The 18,593-nt window shown below is 62.8% G+C and carries 16 protein-coding genes, 1 tRNA gene and 2 pseudogenes; 10 read left to right on the top strand and 9 right to left on the bottom strand.

Annotation, left to right across the window (positions count from 1 at the left end):
• The 4 genes from rph (at position 1) to K2M58_RS08625 (ending at position 3,388) form a co-directional block, all read left to right on the top strand.
• Positions 1-789, top strand: coding sequence for a ribonuclease PH (gene rph / locus K2M58_RS08640; RefSeq protein ID WP_220677228.1), 789 nt, complete (start codon positions 1-3; stop codon positions 787-789).
• A gap of 135 nt (positions 790-924) precedes the next feature.
• Positions 925-1,539: an RdgB/HAM1 family non-canonical purine NTP pyrophosphatase gene (rdgB, locus tag K2M58_RS08635; RefSeq protein WP_220677227.1), complete on the top strand. Its 615-nt coding sequence runs from the start codon at positions 925-927 to the stop codon at positions 1,537-1,539.
• A gap of 149 nt (positions 1,540-1,688) precedes the next feature.
• Complete coding sequence (locus K2M58_RS08630) at positions 1,689-2,303, top strand: metallophosphoesterase family protein (protein ID WP_220677226.1); 615 nt, start codon at positions 1,689-1,691, stop codon at positions 2,301-2,303.
• A gap of 131 nt (positions 2,304-2,434) precedes the next feature.
• Positions 2,435-3,388, top strand: a complete 954-nt coding sequence (locus K2M58_RS08625; protein WP_220677225.1) for a metallophosphoesterase family protein — start codon at positions 2,435-2,437, stop codon at positions 3,386-3,388.
• Between the two features lie 239 nt (positions 3,389-3,627).
• Here the strand turns inward: K2M58_RS08625 and K2M58_RS08620 are convergent, their stop codons facing one another.
• Positions 3,628-4,254 carry a hypothetical protein gene (locus tag K2M58_RS08620; RefSeq protein ID WP_220677224.1) on the bottom strand — a complete coding sequence of 209 codons (627 nt, stop codon included), beginning with the start codon at positions 4,252-4,254 and terminating at the stop codon, positions 3,628-3,630.
• Positions 4,251-5,303 carry a type I phosphomannose isomerase catalytic subunit gene (locus K2M58_RS08615; RefSeq protein WP_220677223.1) on the bottom strand — a complete coding sequence of 351 codons (1,053 nt, stop codon included), beginning with the start codon at positions 5,301-5,303 and terminating at the stop codon, positions 4,251-4,253. The genes K2M58_RS08620 and K2M58_RS08615 overlap by 4 nt, the downstream gene beginning before the upstream one ends.
• A 256-nt stretch (positions 5,304-5,559) precedes the next feature.
• Here K2M58_RS08615 and K2M58_RS08610 point away from each other — a divergent pair.
• Positions 5,560-5,634, top strand: a tRNA-Ala gene (locus K2M58_RS08610).
• 747 nt (positions 5,635-6,381) lie between these two features.
• On the opposite strand, the gene K2M58_RS08605 is transcribed toward K2M58_RS08610, so the two are convergent.
• The gene (locus K2M58_RS08605; protein ID WP_220677222.1) at positions 6,382-6,603 is read right to left on the bottom strand and encodes a hypothetical protein; all 222 of its coding nucleotides are present in this window, start codon (positions 6,601-6,603) and stop codon (positions 6,382-6,384) included.
• Positions 6,604-7,211: 608 nt separating this feature from the next.
• On the opposite strand from K2M58_RS08605, the gene K2M58_RS12885 reads away from it, so the two are divergent.
• The gene (locus K2M58_RS12885; protein WP_289628240.1) at positions 7,212-7,337 is read left to right on the top strand and encodes a hypothetical protein; all 126 of its coding nucleotides are present in this window, start codon (positions 7,212-7,214) and stop codon (positions 7,335-7,337) included.
• Between the two features lie 12 nt (positions 7,338-7,349).
• A pseudogene (locus tag K2M58_RS08600) lies at positions 7,350-7,589 on the top strand (zinc ribbon domain-containing protein); the annotation flags it as partial.
• 120 nt (positions 7,590-7,709) lie between these two features.
• On the opposite strand, the pseudogene K2M58_RS08595 reads toward K2M58_RS08600, so the two are convergent.
• From K2M58_RS08595 to K2M58_RS08570, 6 genes and pseudogenes are all read right to left on the bottom strand, one after another.
• Positions 7,710-8,129, bottom strand: a pseudogene (locus tag K2M58_RS08595) (LLM class flavin-dependent oxidoreductase); the annotation flags it as partial.
• A 52-nt stretch (positions 8,130-8,181) separates the two neighbouring features.
• Complete coding sequence (locus tag K2M58_RS08590) at positions 8,182-8,601, bottom strand: hypothetical protein (protein ID WP_220677220.1); 420 nt, start codon at positions 8,599-8,601, stop codon at positions 8,182-8,184.
• Between the two features lie 22 nt (positions 8,602-8,623).
• On the bottom strand, positions 8,624-9,301 hold the full coding sequence (locus K2M58_RS08585) for a DsbA family oxidoreductase (protein ID WP_252393428.1): 678 nt from the start codon (positions 9,299-9,301) through the stop codon (positions 8,624-8,626).
• A gap of 622 nt (positions 9,302-9,923) precedes the next feature.
• On the bottom strand, positions 9,924-11,495 hold the full coding sequence (locus K2M58_RS08580) for a hypothetical protein (RefSeq protein WP_220677219.1): 1,572 nt from the start codon (positions 11,493-11,495) through the stop codon (positions 9,924-9,926).
• Positions 11,496-11,551: 56 nt separating this feature from the next.
• Positions 11,552-13,630 carry an efflux RND transporter permease subunit gene (locus K2M58_RS08575; protein ID WP_220677218.1) on the bottom strand — a complete coding sequence of 693 codons (2,079 nt, stop codon included), beginning with the start codon at positions 13,628-13,630 and terminating at the stop codon, positions 11,552-11,554.
• 94 nt (positions 13,631-13,724) lie between these two features.
• Positions 13,725-14,402, bottom strand: coding sequence for a LexA family transcriptional regulator (locus K2M58_RS08570; RefSeq protein ID WP_252393427.1), 678 nt, complete (start codon positions 14,400-14,402; stop codon positions 13,725-13,727).
• A 579-nt stretch (positions 14,403-14,981) separates the two neighbouring features.
• Between K2M58_RS08570 and K2M58_RS08565 the strand changes: the two genes are divergently transcribed.
• The 3 genes from K2M58_RS08565 to K2M58_RS08560 all read left to right on the top strand — a co-directional run bounded on the left by K2M58_RS08565 (position 14,982) and on the right by K2M58_RS08560 (position 18,305).
• Complete coding sequence (locus tag K2M58_RS08565; RefSeq protein WP_220677217.1) at positions 14,982-15,782, top strand: patatin-like phospholipase family protein; 801 nt, start codon at positions 14,982-14,984, stop codon at positions 15,780-15,782.
• A gap of 233 nt (positions 15,783-16,015) precedes the next feature.
• A complete protein-coding gene (locus K2M58_RS12660) occupies positions 16,016-16,924 on the top strand; it encodes an IS607 family transposase (protein WP_252393426.1) in 909 nt (302 codons plus the stop codon).
• Entirely contained in the window at positions 16,890-18,305 is a 1,416-nt protein-coding gene (locus K2M58_RS08560; RefSeq protein ID WP_252393425.1) for a DUF4200 domain-containing protein, read from the top strand. The genes K2M58_RS12660 and K2M58_RS08560 overlap by 35 nt, the downstream gene beginning before the upstream one ends.
• The last annotated feature ends 288 nt before the right edge of the window (positions 18,306-18,593 follow it).

Below are 18,593 nucleotides of genomic sequence, written 5' to 3'. Positions count from 1 at the left end.
TTGCGGGCAGACGGTCGGGCGTACGACGCGCTGAGACCGGTGACGATCGAAACGAGCGTCAATAAATACGCCGAAGGGTCGGCGCTCATCCGGGTCGGCGACACCGCGGTGCTGTGCACGGCGACGATCGAGGATAAGGTGCCGTCGTTCCTCCGCGGGAGCGGCCGCGGCTGGGTGACGGCGGAATACAGCATGCTGCCGCGGGCGACGGAAAGCCGGACGCCGCGGGAGGTGGCCAAGGGACGGCCGAGCGGCCGGACGATGGAGATTCAGCGGCTCATCGGCCGGGCGCTCCGATCGGTCGTCGAGCTGGAAGCGCTGGGCGAGCGGACGGTCATCGTCGACTGCGATGTGCTGCAGGCCGACGGGGGCACCCGAACGGCGGCGGTGACGGGGGGGTTTGTGGCGCTGGCGCAGGCGCTCGGGGAGATCGCCCGTCGAAAGCAGCTGGCGGCGCCGCCGCTTTATGATTTTGTCGCTGCGACGAGCGTCGGCCTCGTCGACGGGGAGCTGCTCCTTGATTTGACGTTTGCCGAGGACAGCCGCGCCGCCGTCGATCTGAACGTCGTCGGAACCGGCGCCGGGGCGTTTGTCGAGGTTCAAGGGACGGGAGAGGGCACGCCTTTTACGTACGAGCAGCTGATGGCGATGCTGGCGCTCGCCCACCGGGGGATCGAAACGCTCGTCGCGGCGCAAAAGCAGGCGCTCGGCCCCCTCGGCGAGCGGATCGCCGCCCGGGCGTTTGCCCGGTCCGCCGGGGCGGTCGTGCGGGCCCCGGACGGCGTTTAGCCTGCTTTCGCCGACCGCGAGCCGGTTCAGGGAGCGGTTCGCGGTGGTTCGGGGGCGCAGGACGCTTGAGGAAAGCGGCGCCCGGGCAGGAAGCGGAAGGTCCAAAAGAGCGGCGCGGCAAACGGGTGAGAGACGGTGGCAACGATCCTGCTTGCGACGCACAACCGGCACAAGGCGGAAGAACTGCAAGCGCTCCTCCTTCCCCACGGCATCCGCGTGCGGACGCTGGCGGAGTCGGCGGTGGACGTGGCGCTCCCCGAGACGGGCGCGACGTTTGTCGAAAATGCGCTGGAAAAGGCCCGGACGGCGGCCGCGGTGTTTCACCTGCCGACCCTCGCCGACGATTCGGGGCTGGAGGTGGCGGCGCTCGGGGGAGCGCCGGGGGTGCATTCGGCCCGCTTCGCCGGCGAGCCGCGGGACGATGCCCGGAACAACGCGAAGCTGTTACAGGCCCTGGAAGGGGTGGCCGACCGGCGGGCGCGGTTTGTGGCCGTGCTGGCGTTCGTCGCCCCCGTCGCCTCCGGCTGGCTGGAGCGGACGTTTACGGGGATGCTGGAAGGGGAGATCCTCCCGGCGCCCCGAGGGACGGGCGGATTCGGCTACGATCCGCTGTTTTACGTCCCGGCCCTCGGTCGCACGCTGGCGGAGCTGTCTCCGGATGAGAAAAACGCCGTCAGCCACCGCGGCCGGGCCCTCGCCGCCTTCGTCCGCTGGCTGGAGGCGGAAGGCCGAAGGCTTCTCGGATGGTGACGGCCTCGGGTTTTCCGGTTCCGTTGGGGAAAGGGGCGGCGTCTCTGTTCGGCGCGCTTCCGATGGCCATCCGGCGTCGGGCGGTCGGACGGGAACGGGCCTGCGCCGGCGGAAATCTTTTCCGGGCCGATCCCCGACCCCCAAAGGAGGTGACGGTCCGGTTCGAAGGCGCCCTGCCTGAAGGGCTTCCGGCAGCGTTGACGAACCGGGAAAGGATGGAGTTTCTCGTCATGAGCGACAGTCACGGCCTCGTCGAAGCGGTGGAGGCGGTCGTCCAGCGGCATCCCGGGGTCCGGGGCATCCACTGCGGCGACGTCGTCGCGCCGGTCGACCGACCGCCGTTTGCGGAGCTCCTCATCGTCGCCGGTAACCAAGACCGCGGCGCCGGGCTGCCGGCGCACCGCCTCCTGCGCTGGGAGGGGGAAGCGATCCTCGTCACCCACGGCCACCGGTTCGACGTTCAGGCGGATCTCTTGAAGCTCCGGCTGTTTGCCGAGGCACAGGGCGCCCGCATCGTCTTTTACGGCCACACCCACGTGCCGGGGTGGACCGTCGACGGCGGCGTGCTCCTCTTGAACCCCGGCAGCCTCGCCCGGCCGCGGGGATACCCGCACCCGACGTACGCCGTCGTCCGCCTGCACCGGTCCGAAGCCGGCGTCGAGGTGGAGATCTCGTACTATGATCTGGCCGGCCGAAAGCAGGAAGGGCTGTCCGGCCGGACGGTCCTCTCCGGGACGCGCCCGACCGGCGGCGCTTCGCCTTGATTTTCATCAAATCTTTACACCGTCTTTACCGTCCGTCAACCGTCATCCGATACAATGGCGTCGGAGAGCTGCGTGCGGATGCCGGCAGAGACGGGCGCCGAACCGGCGCCGCGGGCGGAGGAGGGACGGGGATGCGCATCGCCATTTTGGGCGACCTTCATTACAGCGCCCGGCTATTGACCCGTTATCCGGCGCACCGGGCGGCGCGGGATCGGGCGTTTGACGCCCTGGTCCGGCGCTTTTTTGCGGTGGAGGCGGACTGGTACGTTTCGATCGGCGACCTCGTCAACGAAGGGCGATCCGCCGATTACGACGGCATCTACCGGCTGATCCGCCGGTACGCCCCGGCGTCGTCGCCGGAGAAGGGGGCGCTTCAGGTCGGCCCGTCGTCCATCGCTCGGCCGAAGCTCGAGCGCCGTTTTATCCACGTCCTCGGCAATCACGACGTCCTCCTCCTGCGGAAGGAGGACGTGGAGGCGCGCATCGATCAGCCGCGCAACTTTTCAATCGATGTGCCGGAAGCGCGGCTTATCTTTTTGGACACGACGAAGGCGCGAAAATGGTACGACTGGGGCGGAACGCTCGATCGCGAGACGCTGGCGTGGCTTTCCGCGGAGCTCCGAGCGGCGGGCGATCGCCCCGCTCTTGTCTTCGCCCACCATCCGGTTCACAACACGACGGCCCGTTCGGCCGGCGACCGCCGTTCGATCGATGCGGCGGTGCCGATCGAACCGGTGCTCGCGGAAAAGCGAGGGCTGAACCTGTTTTTCTCCGGGCACAATCACGTCGATTCCATCGCCCGCCGGCCCCACTGGCTGCACGTGCAGACGGCCGCGGTTTTGGACACGTTGACGATCCGGCTCGTGGAACTGTCCGGCGGGCGGATCCGGCTCCGGCTCGTTCCGATCGGCACGCCGGAGATGATGTGGGACGTCGGCCGCTTCGCCCGGCACATGCGGGGATTTCGGCCGGGGGAAGGCAGGGCGTTCGGGCCCCTCGACGAGGCGTACGTCAGCGTCGAACGGCCGATGGTCGTGCCGGCGCCGGAGCCGGCTTGGGCGCCGGTACGGGCAGCCGAGGCGTAACGCTGAGGCGCAAAGTCAAAGTCGATCGATATCAATCCGCCCGAAATCAAGGGCCGTCCTCCGAAGAACGAAAAGCCGCCCGTCCGGGCGGCTTTTCGCTTCCGGTGGCTTTCGTCGTTTTCAGCATCCGGTCGAGGGCGGTCGGATCGGGAGGGGTCGGGCGAGGGGGGACGATCGGGTGACGGGACGATCGAATCGTGGACGGGTGCGTCGAGAGGAATGATTTCGGGCGACGGCGATCAATTTTTTTCCGTCTGCTGGCTGCTTTTCGGCCGGCGGGGAAAGTCCCGGCTTTTCAGGACCCGGAACTGGCTCCGGCGGTGGTGCGGGCCGAAGAGTTCCGCCTCCCGGGCCTTTGGGAAGAGGACTTCAAAGTGGACGAAGAAGTACATCGTCCACATGTACGCCATCGCGTGGAGCCGTTCGCTGTAGTCGGTGTACCGAGAGAGGCCTTCTTCGCCGTATTGCTCGACGAAGGCGTCAACCGGCGTTTTGAGGGGCGTCCGGAAGGTGAAGTGCCGGAGAATCGTGTTTTTCGCCCCTTCGTCCATCTTCTCGATCGGCTCGGCGATCACCTGTTCGAGGGCCGCGAGAGCAGCGAGGAAAAATTCATTTTTGGCGTTTTCCCAGAAGCCGTCGTCCTGCGCCGGGTGAATCCGCTCCCACCAGGCGTCTTCGTGGTTGTCGAAGACGGCGTCGAGCAGGTAGTTTTCGATCTGCTCCTGCTCGGTTTTCCCGTATTCTTGTGGCGCCTTTTCGATATCGTCGTAGACGTCCTGCCAGATGCGGTACTGGACGCGGAGGTCGTCCATCATCTGCCAGAACGCCTCGACGATCCAGTCTTCAAAGAATGTCTCCCAGATCATCGCGCCTCACCTCCGGGTCCGGGGATGGCCCGCAGAAATACGAGCGCCTTTGCCGTCCGCACGGTGTAGCGGGGGATGTCCGCCGGGACGAGGATCGTGTCACCGGGCCTTAGGGCGAGAACGGTGACGTCGTCCGTCCGCCCGGGCGGTCCGTCGGCCGTCCCCTCTCGGGGGGGCTCTTCCCGGCCGTCGAGGACGAGCACCCCTTCCCCGTCGGCGACGACGATGACCTCCGGACGGTGGGCGACGACCGGCGCGAAGCGCCGGCGTTCGCCCGCGGCCAGCGCGTGTTTTTCCAGCGTAAAAAACGGCGTCCGGAGGACGGTCGTGCTCTTTTCGGCGACGGAGGCATCGCCGTAGCGGATGACGTCCGCCGCCTTGTCCACGTGAAGCGGCCGGGGCCGGCCGCTCACCGGATCGATGCGATCCCAGTCGTAAATCCGGTAAGTGACGTCGGACGGCTGCTGGATTTCGATCACCGTCGTGCCGCCGAGGAGGGCGTGCACGCGGCCGGCCGGAATATAGACGAGCTCGCCGGCGGCGATCGGCTGTTCGAGGAGGTACTCCCGGATCCGGCCTTCGGCAACCGCCCGCCGGTACGTGTCCGGGGAATCGAACCGGTGCCCGGCGATGATCCGGCCGCCTTCAGGCGCTTTCAGGATGTACCACGCTTCGCTCTTGCCCCAGTCGTTTTCGTGCCGGCGGGCGTAGGCGTCGTCGGGATGAACCTGAACCGAGAGGTCCTGGGCGGCATCGATGAACTTGACGAGGAGCGGAAAGCGGTCGGCCGGCGCCAGCGCCCCGAGCATCCGTTCCGGCGCTTCGGCAATGAGCTCGGTAAGCGTCCGGCCGCGGTGCGGTCCGTTCGCCACCCGGCTGGCGTGGGTCGGGTGCGTCACGAGCGTCCACACTTCGCCGATCGGATGCCGGCCGTCGCCGGAGCGTTCGGCGTCGGGAAAGAGCGGCTCGAGCGCCGTTCCACCCCACAGCCGCTCGACGGCCAGCGGGATGAAGCGAAGCGGATAGAGCGTGACGAGCGATGCGTCCATCGACCACATCGCCTCCTTATCCACCCCAATCATACGCGATTTTGTCAGAGGCCGCAATGGTCGCGGGCCGGGGAACGGGCCGGCTCCCTCGGCGGAAATGGACGGCGTACCGCCGCTTCCGCCGGGTCGAGCGAGGGGGCGACGGGCGTCGGCAGTCCGGAGGTTGCCGCAAACATATGTGCACAATATACATCTTGACTGGTCGGCAGGGGCGGCGTATAGTATATCTTGTCGCCGTTCAAAACGGCACAACGACGGGGGCGTAGCTCAGTGGGAGAGCGCTTGAATCGCACTCAAGAGGTCGTGGGTTCGACTCCCATCGCCTCCACCAGTACATAACGCCGGAAGCCTTTGAAAATCAAGGGCTTCCGGTTTTTTTCTCCCCTTCAAAAAGGCCTCCGGGGAAAGCACGGAATCGAAATCCAACATGATGGGCTCCAGATCGGCGGCGGGCGTCCGGTGCGTGCAGATGAGCGGTGCGACCCGCTCATGGACGGCGGAGCAGTCTAAGACGCGATCGATCGTTCTGGCGCGGCTTCGGGCTCGGCGAGCGGACCTGCGGCGCCGTCGCCGAAAGGCGGCGGATCGATGGCGGCGGATCGAACGCGTCGGTCCGGGCAGGGAAGACGCATGCCGCATTGCGACGATACCGCATTCCGGCCATGAAAGCGAACAACTTCACGACAGGAGCTCTTCAGGTGGATGCGCCACGATTCCCGTGAAACCGAATTCCGAGGGATTTCATCTGGGCAACGAGCCAAGCGTCAAAAACCTCTCCGCCGTGACTGTTTGGACGTTCTGAGATCATCCTCGCAAACCATTCCAGCGCATCCTCCTGCGCTTCTAGGACCGGAAGGGAAAGCCTGAACGCTTTGATCTGCTCCAGCGCCGTTTCAGGGGAGAGAGGGGTCAAAACACGTTTGCCGGTGACCACCGCATAAAATTCAAACAAGACTTGGGGGACAAGGACCGCCTTTGATATGGCCTTGACGAGCGTTTTCGATCAACTTGCGGCTTGGTGCGTGTTGAGGAGCCAGCTCGTCGATGGCGTAGACGAGCACATTGGTATCAATCAGAATCATGTCCTGTCTACCCTTTCGGCGTAAAGGTCGGCGCGCCGAAGGGACGGGTGGGCCCCGATCTTAAAACGCCCCAACGGCAGTTGATCTGCACTCAAAAGGTATTTTTCCAGAGCCTCGATCACGATTTCGGATTTGCTCTTTTTGGATTTCAGAGCGGCTTCTTCCAACATTTCAAAGATCCACTTTTTGGAATCGGGAACATAAATGTTGAGCTGCATCGTTCAAAGCACCTCCTCAGATCTATATATTAGTAGGGTCATAAAGACGGCAAAAGTCAATCCGTGCGGTGCACGTCCGTATGCCCGCCGCATCGTTGCTCATCTTGACTAAGAAGGGCGAAGCGATGCCGGCCGACCGGTGAGACGAAATGGGGAGGCCGGCGCGAAGGCCCCGGAATGCTTTTTGGGAAGAAGCGATGGTCCTCGTGGCGGGAGGCCTCTTCCGGTGCCGGAAGATCCGTCAGCCGGAAAACCCTGGGTGAAGTTCGCATTGCGCGAGCCGGCGGAGGCTTTCTGGCCCTGAGCTGACCTTAGATTTTCATTCGGTGGGATCTAAGCCTGCCGAACCTTGATGCGGCCCGAGAGCCGAGCTTTTTTCGCTGTCCGAATCCCTTTTATTCGGCGCATGTTCACCTTCACAAAAATTTCAATCCCCCACCGCAAGGTGGGGGAAAACGCTTTCTAATCCGTTTGGGGTCATGTCGAAAAAGTTGTCTAACCATACTTACCCCACAAAGGAAGAACTCAAAATTTCGTCATAAAAAAGCTGGTTGCCCCCTTTTGGTAAACTCAAAAGGAGGAGAACCTGCCCAAAGGAGAAGATCCGTATGGCCATTCTACCACAAGGCTCCCTGTTTTCGTGGAACGAAATTGCCGGACTCGGTGATCTCGAACGCCTGAAGCGGGATTTGGAGTGGTTGGGCGGCCGCGTGGCTTTTGTGCCTCCGGAATAAACGAACCAGACATGTCCCATGTGCGGTTGGGTGGAAAAGGAGAACCGCCAGGGACGTGATTTCTGCTGCCGGCGTTGCGGTTTTACCGCAGACGCTGACGTGGTGGGAGCGGTAAACATCGGGGAACGTTTCTTCGATGTGGAGCTCTTAGCACTGGCGGAAAAGTACTGGTACAGTCGGAATCTGCGCCGTGAAAAGATACGTGAAAAGATAAAAGAACTCCTCCTTGTACGTGCCGCAAGTGCGGTGTAGGTATCTTTCCATGAAGCCATAAGGTCGCCTCCAGCCGGGATGAAGGAAACGGACCGTAGCGAAGGCGCCTCGCCCTGAAGGAACGGGAAGCCCCGTCCTTCAGGACGGGGAGGCTTCACGCAGGAGATCCAGCTTTTCGTCAAAAAGGGGGTCGTAGTCGTTCAGATCGTAGCCGAACAGGGGAAAGGACTCGATGAACGAACCGCGGCCGACCATGATTTCCGCGCGGCCTTCCTGGAGGAGATCCAAGGTGGCAAACTGCTGGAAGACGCGCACCGGATCGTCGGAACCGAGCACGGTCACCGCACTCGTCAGCCGGATGCGTCTCGTCCGCGCCGCCGCGGCGGAGAGGACGACGGCCGGGGCGGAGACGGTGAAATCCGGGCGATGGTGTTCGCCGACGCCGAAAACGTCCGGCCCCCCTTGATCGGCGAGTTCGATCTCTTCCATCAGGCGACGCAACCGCTCGGCGGGGTGGATCAGCCGACCGGTCTCCGGGTCCGCGGTGCGCTCACCAAAGGTATAAATCCCGATTTCCATGGGGGCTGAAGTCTCCTCGGGATGGATTCCCGGTTCACTTGGTGTTCCCGTTTTATTCACAACGGCCCGTTTCAAAGTCACAGACCGGACCGGCCTCCTCGTCGGAAAGCTCCACCATGAGGCCGCCGGCAGCCGGATGTTCCGCGTCCCCCGCCATCGCGCCTGCGTCCCAAAGCGACGGCAGATGGGCGATGCGCGCCCAGCCTTCGCCTTTCTTCACCGGCTGGACCGTCAGGCCGGTAAAATAATGATCCAGGACGGCTTCCCGCTCCTGGGCGAGGGGAGGCACGCAGTAATCTTCTTCTTCCCACACCGCTTCGCCCGTCGCATGATCGAAGCGGGCCCGCTCCAGGGAGGCGCTGAGTGCCATGCCGAAGGGCCTCCAGCCTTCAAAGGCGCCGGCGACGAGTTTTTCGCGGAGCTCGGCAAGTCGCTTGGGGTCGGGACGACCGCGCACCAGGTAAAAGGCCATGGTTTTTCCCCTTTCTTTAACGTCAGTCGATGCGAGAGGTCCCATGCTGCGCCAGGAGGCGCTCGATCCAGCTTTTCAGCCGTTCATAACTTTGCGCCCCGCTTAGGGCGTACTTGCGCTCCGCCACGAGGGTGGGCACGCCCCGGATCCCGTACAGGCGGGCCCGCGCCAGGTCCCGCTCGACGGCCTCCCGGGTCTCCGGCGAGCGAACGTCGGCTTCCCATCGGGCCACGTCGAGGCCGACGTCTTCGGCGCACCGACGGAGCACCGCGAAATCGGCGATGTTGAGGCATTCTGTGAGATGGGCGCGCTGGATCCGGTCGTACAGGGCCCAGTGCGCTTCCTGCCCGCCCTGGCGCTCGGCCGCCTTACAGGCCAAAAGCCCCGGCATGGAGTACGGGTAGTCAAAAGGGCGCGTGGCCATAAGCGCGGCGTCGATGCGGTGGTCATCGTCGTTCTGGTTGGCCGCTCGCCAGTGGGAAAGGATCTCCCGCTTGGCCTGCTCCTTTGAACCGAACATGGCCTCCAGGGATTCCGGCGTCGGCGCCAGGGCAAACGCGCGGTGGACGATCCGGATTTCGGGGTACTCGGCGGCAAGCCGCCGCACCCGCGGAGAAAATGCGTAGCACCACGCGCACAGGACGTCGTGGAAAAACTCCAGCTCGATCCCCGGACGGGCGGTCTTGGCAAGACCTTGCATCGGCGGGACGCCTCCGTTTCGGCTGAGGATGGCGCTTGCTCGGGCTCAACGGGCGATGAAACCGGTCAGGTGGCTTACTCAGGTAGAGTTACTTATTATTTTAACACAGGTTGACCCGGCGGCGTCAACGCCGGGCGATATGCCTTCGGGCCGCGTTCTTTCCCGACCCGCTCGGTCGAGAGTCGGTTTTCGCGGGAGCGGGAAGGGGCGGCGGGTAGCCAGTCGGGACCGTGCGGGGCGCGAACGGCAGCTCCGGACCGCCGGCGTCGCCCATGGTTCGGAGGACGGTTCCTGATGCGAAGCTTCTCGGCGGGAGGAAGCGAATGAAATAGGCGGGAAACCGGCGGGCGGCGCCGATCGTCTTTGATGACGAGGCGCTTCTCGGGCGGTACGGCGTCTAGGGGTTGCGTTCCAGAGATCGTTCCGAAGCCTGGGATCGTACCTGGAGGGGGACGAAAGCGGGGAGATCCGGTTCAAAAACAAGCGGAAATGACTTGAGCACAAGATCAAAGAGGAAGTCCTGCCCCATCGGTGCTCTTGCAGCGGCGGCAGGGCACGGCTTTCCAAGCTCGCTGGCGGCGTCAGGATGGGAAACGGGGCATGGCTCCGTGCCGCATGGCCCTCATCGCTGAAACAGGCGAGAGAAAAAGGCCCAGATCCGCTCCAGGAAGGGACGCTGTTTTTCTTGCGGTTGAGCGGCGGGCGTCGATGGTGGCGCTTGGGCATCCTGAGCGGGTTTCTCTTTCGGATGTTGAATCGCTTCGCTCTTCAGGATGAAGCGCACGTCGCCTTTGGCTCCGACGGGTTTGCCGATGAAGGTGTCATAGGCGGCGGCTAAGGATTTGAGGGCCTCCATCCTGGCCTGGGCTTCGTTCCATTGTCCCAAGCCCGCCCGAAGTTCGCGGCCCATCGTCGCCGTCTCGGCGGAGAGCGTATGGACGGCCGCCGCGAGTTGATCCGCACCGCTTGCCGCTTGATCGGCGGCCCCTGTCAGTTGGGTTACGCCTTCCCGAGAGGCGCGGAGGCCATCCTGAAGCGCTTTGAGGCTCGGAAACGGCCGCCCTTGCCACGTTCCTCCCTGCTTCAGAAGCGTCAGGGCCTCTTTTTCTCCTTGCAATCCCTGAAGGAGCGCGTCCAAAGACGCCTGGAGCTCGGGATTTTCCAACGACGCCGTTTTGGCTTTAAGCCCCTGCGCCAGCGCGATGAGCTGCTCGTGGGAGGAGAGAAGCTGACCGAGCACGGCGGCGTGCGCGTCGCTCACTTGCTCCAGCTGTTTCAATCCTTCCGCGAGCTCAGTCAAACCGGATTTCATTTGCCGGATGCCGGCGGGAAGCTGCGCGGCTCCCCGATCCAGTTCGGCGAGGGCCGAGGCGAGATCTTCGATCCCTTCCGCGAGTTTTTCCATCTGCGCCGGGTCCACCGGCATCGTCGGCATCGGCGGGATCCCGGGGATTAAGGTGATGGTGATCGGATCGAGTTCGATGTTGTTCCCGGTCATCTCCACGGTGACGGTCGCCTCGGGGTCGGGCACGACCATCCAGGTGGCGCTCATCGTTTTCCCCGTCACGACCGTCATCGCCTCTCCGGCTTGCACGTCCCGAAAACGATCCACCGGGATATTGACATTCACCAAGGCGAGAAACGGCGTATACCGTTCTTTTTCCGCGGTGCGCGTCCCGCCTTTTTCATCGACGGAGGGGTTGGACCGGGCCTGTTTGAGCTTGTTTTGAAGATGCACTTCGATTTTGACCCGGCCGTCTTTTCCGGCGAGTTCCTTTGCCTCGACCGGTTGGCCGTTCAAGGTATAGACGATGGCTACCTCGACCGGCAACGCTTTGGACGTCTCCCCGGAATAAAAGAGGTCATGTTCGCCGTCCACGTCGAGCGTCCAGACGATCGCGTCGCCCTGGACGGTCGGCATCTCCCGGCCGCTTAAGTTCGTAATGTTCTCGAGCGGACCGGCGTCTCGGACGGTGATCCGGCCGTGACCCTTGACGTGCAGCCAATCGACGACGATCGTCTTTTGGACGCCGCCGGCGGCGTCGAGGAGCGCATAGACCGTTTCGTGATCGGTGACCGTCGTTTGACCTTCTTGTCCTTCGGCAAAGACGCCGGAGCCGGAAAGCATCCCCAGGGAGGTGGCGAGCAGGATCGATACCCCGCGGGTCCACGCGCTGCGGAGTACTTTTTTCATCGTGTTTCGCTCCTTTCTTTCTTGGGTCGGTGCATTCGGACGTCGGGGCCTGTGCTTCAGGACGGTTGCTTTGGCCAACCGATGGTCGTCCGGGCGATGAAACCGCTCAGGGTGAGCAGCACGGCCGGGAGCAAGAAAACGATCACGGTGAGCGAGATGAGGGCGCCGCGGGCGATCATGAAGGTGAGATCGCCGAGGAGCGAAATGTCGGTCACCATCCAGATGCCGATGACCGCGGCGAACAGGGCCAGCGCGCTGCTCAGGATGGCGCCGCCGCTGGCCGATACGGCGCGCGCCATCGCCGCTTTCGGGTCTTTCGTCTCCTGGCGGGCCAGTTCTTCCTTAAAGCGGGTGACGAGTAAGATGGCGTAGTTGATCGTGCTCCCCAGCTGGATGGCGCCGATGGCAAACGTGCCGATGAAGGGCATGGAACGGCCGAGGTAAAAGTCGAGGCCCAGGTTGAACAAAATGGCCAGCTCGATGCTTCCGACCAGGACGATGGGCAAAGCGAGGGAACGAAAGGCGATGAGGATGATCCAAAAGATCGCGGCGATGGAGATCAGGTCGACCCGCCGGCTGTCGTCTTGGACCGTCGTCACGAGATCGTTTTGGAGCACCGCTTGGCCCGTCAAGTAGGCGTGCCCCGCATAAGGGCGGATGATGGCTTCCGCCGCTTCGATCATCCGGGTCGTGCGCTCGTCGTACGCCCCGTACGTCAGTTGGATCATGGACAGGTTGTAACGGTCTTGGGCGAACATCGCTTTGACGTTTTCCGGTACGAACGCTTCCGGCACGGTGGGGTCGATCAGCGTGTCGAGGCCGATCACGCGCCTCACGCCGTCCAAGGTTTCGATCTGTTTCACGATGTGCGTGCGCTCCGAAGCGGAGAGCGTATCGTCCGTGATCAGAAAAGCCGATTCGGTCGAGGGAAAGACCCGGCGGATCGCCTCCAGATTTTGGATGGCCGGAAGATTCTTCGGCATGAGCCGATCGATGTCGTAGACGACGTCCACCGAGGCATAACCGATCCAGGCGGGGATGAACAGAAGTAAAAAGAGTCCAAAGATCGGCTTGTGGTGGCGGACGATCCGCCGGGCGAGGGCGTCGAAATCGGGGACGAAGGTGCGGTGCTGAAAGCGTTCGATCCACGGTTCGAAGATCAGGATCAACGACGGCAGCAAGGTCAAAATCATCAGCACGCTGATGAACACGCCGCGGGCCATCGTCATTCCGAGATCGCCGCCGATCCCGAGCGCCATCGCCGTCATGGCCAAAAAACCGGCGATCGCCGTCGCCGCGCTGGTCAAGATCGCCTGCGCCGTGTGGCGGATGGCGTCGGCCATGGCGCTTTCTTTGTCTTTGGTGCGCCGCTCTTCGGCGTAGCGGTGGACGAGAAAGATGGAAAAATCCATGGTTACGCCCAGTTGCAGCGCGCCGGCGACGGCGGCGGTGATGTAGGACATCGAGCCGCCCAGGTAGTACGAGAGGCCGAGATTGTACACGATGGCGACGCCGATGGACAGGAGAATCAAAACGGGAAGGAGAAACGACGGCAGGGTGAGTCCGAGAAGCACGAGCGTGAGAACGACGGCCGCCAGCGAATAGAGGGGCATTTCGCTTTCCAGCTGCGCCCTCAGCTCGGCAAGCATCGGCGGCGTACCGGCAAAGTAGGCGTCGGGCCCTAAGACGGCTTTGATTTCCCGAACCGCCCGATCGGTTTTGAGGGAGGCGGCTTCTTCTTGAAACTGGATTTGCATCAAGGTGCCGTCATCGGCATAGAACTGGTCGATGAGTTCCGCCGGCAAGAATTCCCGGGGGACGGCCAAATCGGCCAGGTCGCTGATCCAGGTGACGGCTTCGACGCCGTCGATCTGTTCGAGGCGCTCCTTGAGCGCTTCCGCTTCGACGTCGCTTTTGTTTTTGAGCATGAGGATGCCTGTGGCGCCGTAACCGAAGGCCTGGTTCAGGATGTTCTGCCCTTGGACCGAAGGGAGGCGCTCCGGAAGATAGGCCAAGATGTCGTAGTTGATGCGCGTATGGTTCATCCCGTACCCGGCCGGGAAGAGAAGGAGCAAGGAGAGCATGACGATGAGGACTCTTTTTTTGACGACCCATCGGGCCATCGCGTCCAGCATGTTCGACACCTGCCCGTTTGGTTCCTGGTTGTTCTCTCAAGCACCCAAAAAACCCAAAAATACGGCGGAGAAACGTCCGCCTCCATGTTTCCCTTTAGAGGCATGCTTCCCGCAGAAAGTCGTCCAGTAAGCGGACCTCCTGCTCGGTCAGTTCGACCATCGACTGCACATACCGGCCGATGAGTTCGGCCATGGTGAGGTCCAGATCGCGTCCTTCCGCTTGCGCGACGAGGCCGAAAACCGTGCCGATGAAAAGCGCAAGGCGCGTTCTTCCGGCCGGCACATGGGAGAGGAGGTTTTGGATCAGCGCTTCGGTTTTCCGGTCGAGCTGGCGCAGATAGGCGAGCAGGAGCCCGAAGAACCGCGCTCCGAAAGCGGCCCGCGATCCGGCGTGCACGAGCTCGTGCAGAAACGGTTGGACGATTTCGCGAAGGCCTGGCTTTTGACCCGATTCAGCGTCTCGAGGATTTTGGCCTTGACCTCGGGCCACTCGTTCTCCCAGGCCTTTTCTTTTTCGACCCTGTTCGAAAAGCCGGATCGCCTTCAGGCTTGGGATAAAGACGACCTGGGAGCGGCCGGCGGTTCCGGGAGTCAGAACGTAGTCGCGGATCAGGTAGCCGAGTTTTTCCAGTTCCTTCACCATGTCGTACGCCGTCCACTTGCTCACGCCGATCGCCTTGGCCAGGGTTTCGTCGTGGACGGGGAGCTGCGTTTTGTGATAAAGTTCAATCAAGTGGCGCAGGAATTCTTTGCGGCATTCGGTTAAGAGCATCCCTTCCGCCTCCCGCTCCGTTTATGCTCATCATGCCCAAAAAACCCAAAAAGCCAGCGCAAAGAGGACGGGATGAGGCGCAAAGCGGCCTCCGCTGCGGCCCGTGCGGCCTTTTTGGGGCGGTGCGGCTTGGCCCGGGCGAGCCACGCCTCATGAAACGCGGGATCGGCGAGCTTTTCCGCCCAGCGGACGAGCGCTTTCTCGTCGCCCGTTTCGGCCGGGCCGAGGGAGACAAAGAGGCGGGCATTTTTTTTCCGGTCCCGGGAGCGCGTGAACCAGAAACATCGGCACGCCGACCGCCAGGGCCTCGGCGAGGGTGTCGCCGCCCGGCTTCAAGTCTTTCAGGGCTTGGGCGAGCGCCAAGGCGGCCTGTCGATGCCCGGCGCCGAAATCGCTGGTTCAGAGGAGGAAAGCGCGGTTGGGGAGCGATGGCACATTCTGATCCTCCTGCGGGGGATGAGAGTTTGGAGGCTGCCTGAAGTTCGGTTATCCTATTAAGCGGCATATCACAAAAACGGCTGCCGGGAATTCTTGAGCCCAAGAGGAGCTGGAAGTCTGTTTTCGCGGAGGGAGGCACACGTGCGACCTCGAATCGGTCTGGCCCTGGGCGCAGGCGGCGTTCGCGGGCTGGCTCACCTCGGCGTGATCGAAACGTTGGAAAAGGCTGACATTCCGATCGACGCGATTGCCGGAAGCAGTGTCGGGGCGCTTATCGGCGTGCTGTATGCGAGCGGTCTACCGGTCGGGCGGCTGCAGGAACTGTCCCAGACGCTGGAGTGGCGCCGCTTTGTCGACGTGTCGGCACCGCGCTACGGACTGCTTAAGGGCGAACGGTTCAAAGCGCTCGTTCGGGATTTAACGCGGGGCAAGAGACTTGAAGACCTCGCCATTCCGACCGCCGTCGTCGCCACCGATCTTAAAAGCGGTGAAATGGTCGTTTTCACGGAAGGGCCGGCCGATGTGGCCGTTCGGGCCAGCATCGCGATTCCGGGAATCTTTACGCCGGTGTTTGTCGAGGACAAGGTCCTCGTCGACGGGGGGCTCGTCGCGCGCGTCCCGGCCGGCGTGCTCAGGCAAATGGGAGTGGACGTGGTGATCGGTGTGGATGTTTCCCCGGCGCCCCGCGTCGCCGAAATTCGTCACATTTACGATGTGCTCATGCGCAGCCTGGAAATCGCCGGACATCACCTCATTCAATGCCGAAACCGGGAGGCGGACATTCTCATGACGCCGGATATGGACGGCTATCGGGCGACGGTGTGGGTCGACGATCCTGAAGGGCTCATTGAAACGGGGCGCCGGGCGGCTTTGGCGCACGTGGAGGTCATCCGGGGCAAGATCAGGCGGCTTGAATCCGTGACGTCGGATGCGAAGGCATGATCGGCCCTCGACGCACGCTCCGCTGCCGGGGGAGTCTAACGCTCGAGCAGGCCGGAGGAAAACGGGACGGCGCTTCCGGCGCCGTGCGCCGGCGCCGTTTGTAGCCGGTGGTCGGGCGACGACGACACGGGATGTTGATGGGCTTTCAATCCCGCTTGGTGAGGAGGTTCGTAGCAGTTATAAATAACCAGCCTGTTCTCGACTGAAACTTCCTGTCTTGATACTATAGAGACATGGAACTTCTATCCATCCGCGAAGCGGCGAAAAAGCTCGGCGTGCACCCCAACCGTCTCCGGGAGTGGGAGAAAAAAGGACTCATCCGACCGATTCGGCTTCCGAGCGGCCACCGAAGATACCCAATAGGAGAAATCGACCGCATCCTGAAGGCAGGAGGGATGAACGAAACAGAAGCCGATGCGGTTGCTCTCTATGCCCGGGTATCGACGAAAAAACAGGCCGACGCGGGAAACCTCGAACGGCAGCTGGAAAGGCTTCGGGCTTACGCCGGGGAGAAAGGATACCGGGTGGCCGCCGAGTACACGGACGTGGCCTCCGGCCTGAATCAGAAGCGCCGCGGATTGGACCGAATGCTTAAGGCGGCCGAACAGGGCGAGTTCAAAAGGCTTCTCATCGAATATCCCGACCGCCTGACGCGGTTTGGTTTTGATTACCTCAAACGGCACCTGAAGTTCTGCGGCGTAGAAATCGAAGTGATCTCACAGAAAGAACCGGAAGAGGCTCACGCGGAGCTCGTTCAGGATCTTCTGGCCATCGTCACGTCTTTTTCCGCCCGGATTGACGGCGCCCGAGGGGGAAGGAAAATCCGCCGGGGCTTTCAGGAGCTGATGCGGCGTGTCCGTGAAGAATCGTTTTACGATCGTCGGGGAATTTTTCCCCGAGGTTTATCCGGCCTTTCGATCGCGGAAGTGGGCCCGGGGCGAAGAAGATCCCCTGACCACCGAGATGCGGCTTTTCTCCGCTTGCCTGCGGTGGTCTTACAGGCGGATTTTGAAGGGAGTTTCCCGCACGGAAATCAAAAAGCAAGGCCAGGATCTTTTTGGCCTCAACTCCCGCTACGTCGACGATGCCCGCCTGAAGGCGCAAGGCATGATCGATGCGCAGAAAGAACTTCTGGAGCTTGAGATCGACACGACCGAAGCGAAGCTTCGAAGGGCGAGAAAGAAACTCGGCCGGGCCATGGAGAAACGGAGCCGGGCCGAAAAGAACGGCCTTCCGAAAGACGAACTCCGGACGCTCGATCGGACCGTCCAAGGAAAGCAGGCCCGCGTCTCGGCGCTGGAAAAGAAGTTAAGGGAGTTAAAAGAACACAAAGAAAACGGAACCGTCCCCACGGCGATCTTTGGAGGAAGAAAGCTCTGGCGGAGCGTCTGCAAGGGAAAGGCCACCCGGGACGAGTGGCGGGCGGCCCGGAAGAACCGGCTCTACGCCCGCGGGGACCGCACCAAAGGCGGCAACCCCAACCTGAAGATCACCTTCGACGGGCATGCATTCCGCATGGCCGTCACGATTTCCCATCTGTCGGAGGCGACCGGCGTGGATGCTCTGGGTCGACCGATCATGCGCCGGGCCCCCCGCGTCCTTGGCCGGCTCTGGATTCCCGAGAAGCACCGGGCGCGCCTTCTCGGGTGGCTTGCCGAAAAGCGGCCGTACACCGTGGAACTGATCCGGGGCCCGGACGGACGCTTTCGCGTTCACATCGCGCTGGAACTGGACGAACGTCCCGAGCCGGATCTTTCCCGCGGCGTTCTTTCCGTCGACACCAATCCCGACGGCCTCGGAATTGCCAACGTCTCTTCCTGCGGCCTCCCCGAACCGTGGCCGAAAGGATTCCGGATTCCCCATCCGAAGAACCTGGGCAAATACGACGGGGAGTTTCAAATCATCCTGTATCCGTCGGGCTTTCTGTATCTCCGGGTCCCCGAACTCGCGTACGCTTCCGGGTTCCGGCGCCGGTATCTCATCGGCGTCCTGGCCAGGGTGGTCGTGGACGTCGCCAAAGCGTTGGGGAAGCCTCTGGCGATGGAAACGCTGAGTTTCGATCAGGGGAGGCTGGACTGGGGAAAAACGTTCAACCGGATGGCCGCCCAGTTTCCCTATGCGATGGTCCTTCAGGCGTTGATGCGGCGGGCGAGCAAAGAAAATGTCGGGTACAAACCCGCCTCGCCGCAGCACACCTCCACCATTGGACGGCTCAAGTACGAAAAGAAATACGGCGTTCCCGTTCACGGTGCCGCGGCCCTGGTCATCGGCAGGCGGGCCATGGGTTTCCGGGAGCGTATCACGCGCGAGGTTCGGGACTTCGTGCTTCGGGTGAAAGAACGGCGGAAACCGACGGGGAATCTCTTGCCGAGGGAAGGAATCGGGATGACCCGGAAGGTCGAAGCCGCGCTTCAGGCGTTGGAGACGAAGCTTCTTCTGCACAACGGGCTTGCCCGCCGGCAGCAGGAAAGCTTCTTCTCCTGCTGGCGCGAACTCAAGATCCTCGCTTTGGCTTTCCGGTAACCCCGTTTGGCCGGGAGTTCGGACAAACCCGGTAGGGCGAATCTGACAGATCGGTGCTTGCGGTGGCGGCTTTCGCCACCTCTCCCCCGGCGCCCTCCGTTCTGCGGGTGCAGCGCGCACCCTGTAAGTCCGTGCAGACGAGACCGGGGGACGGGGAAGGATGACCTTCCCGTGAGCACACCGGGTGGGACGCCCGGGCCCAGACCCCGATTTCCGAAAGGAGGTGAACGCCTGGTTCGGCGGGGTCCCTGCCTGAAATTCAATTCAGGTAGGTTTTCCGAACCAGGC

The sequence above is a fragment of the Hydrogenibacillus sp. N12 genome (assembly GCF_019645935.1).
Lineage (GTDB): Bacteria > Bacillota > Bacilli > Thermicanales > DSM-22653 > Hydrogenibacillus > Hydrogenibacillus schlegelii.
The sequence above is the reverse complement of the archived record's forward strand: the minus strand, read 5'-3'. Positions and strand labels throughout refer to the sequence as shown.

Bases quoted from the DNA above. Each gene is read 5' to 3' on its own strand.
- K2M58_RS08605 (WP_220677222.1), bottom strand. From the start codon at position 6,603: ATGCAGCTCAACATTTATGTTCCCGATTCCAAAAAGTGGATCTTTGAA.
- K2M58_RS08575 (WP_220677218.1), bottom strand. From the start codon at position 13,630: ATGCTGGACGCGATGGCCCGATGGGTCGTCAAAAAAAGAGTCCTCATC.
- K2M58_RS08590 (WP_220677220.1), bottom strand. From the start codon at position 8,601: ATGGCCTTTTACCTGGTGCGCGGTCGTCCCGACCCCAAGCGACTTGCC.
- K2M58_RS08560 (WP_252393425.1), top strand. From the start codon at position 16,890: ATGATCGATGCGCAGAAAGAACTTCTGGAGCTTGAGATCGACACGACC.
- K2M58_RS12660 (WP_252393426.1), top strand. From the start codon at position 16,016: ATGGAACTTCTATCCATCCGCGAAGCGGCGAAAAAGCTCGGCGTGCAC.
- K2M58_RS08620 (WP_220677224.1), bottom strand. From the start codon at position 4,254: ATGATCTGGGAGACATTCTTTGAAGACTGGATCGTCGAGGCGTTCTGG.
- K2M58_RS08615 (WP_220677223.1), bottom strand. From the start codon at position 5,303: ATGGACGCATCGCTCGTCACGCTCTATCCGCTTCGCTTCATCCCGCTG.
- K2M58_RS08625 (WP_220677225.1), top strand. From the start codon at position 2,435: ATGCGCATCGCCATTTTGGGCGACCTTCATTACAGCGCCCGGCTATTG.
- K2M58_RS08570 (WP_252393427.1), bottom strand. From the start codon at position 14,402: ATGCTCTTAACCGAATGCCGCAAAGAATTCCTGCGCCACTTGATTGAA.
- K2M58_RS08580 (WP_220677219.1), bottom strand. From the start codon at position 11,495: ATGAAAAAAGTACTCCGCAGCGCGTGGACCCGCGGGGTATCGATCCTG.
- K2M58_RS12885 (WP_289628240.1), top strand. From the start codon at position 7,212: ATGGCCATTCTACCACAAGGCTCCCTGTTTTCGTGGAACGAAATTGCC.
- K2M58_RS08585 (WP_252393428.1), bottom strand. From the start codon at position 9,301: ATGCAAGGTCTTGCCAAGACCGCCCGTCCGGGGATCGAGCTGGAGTTT.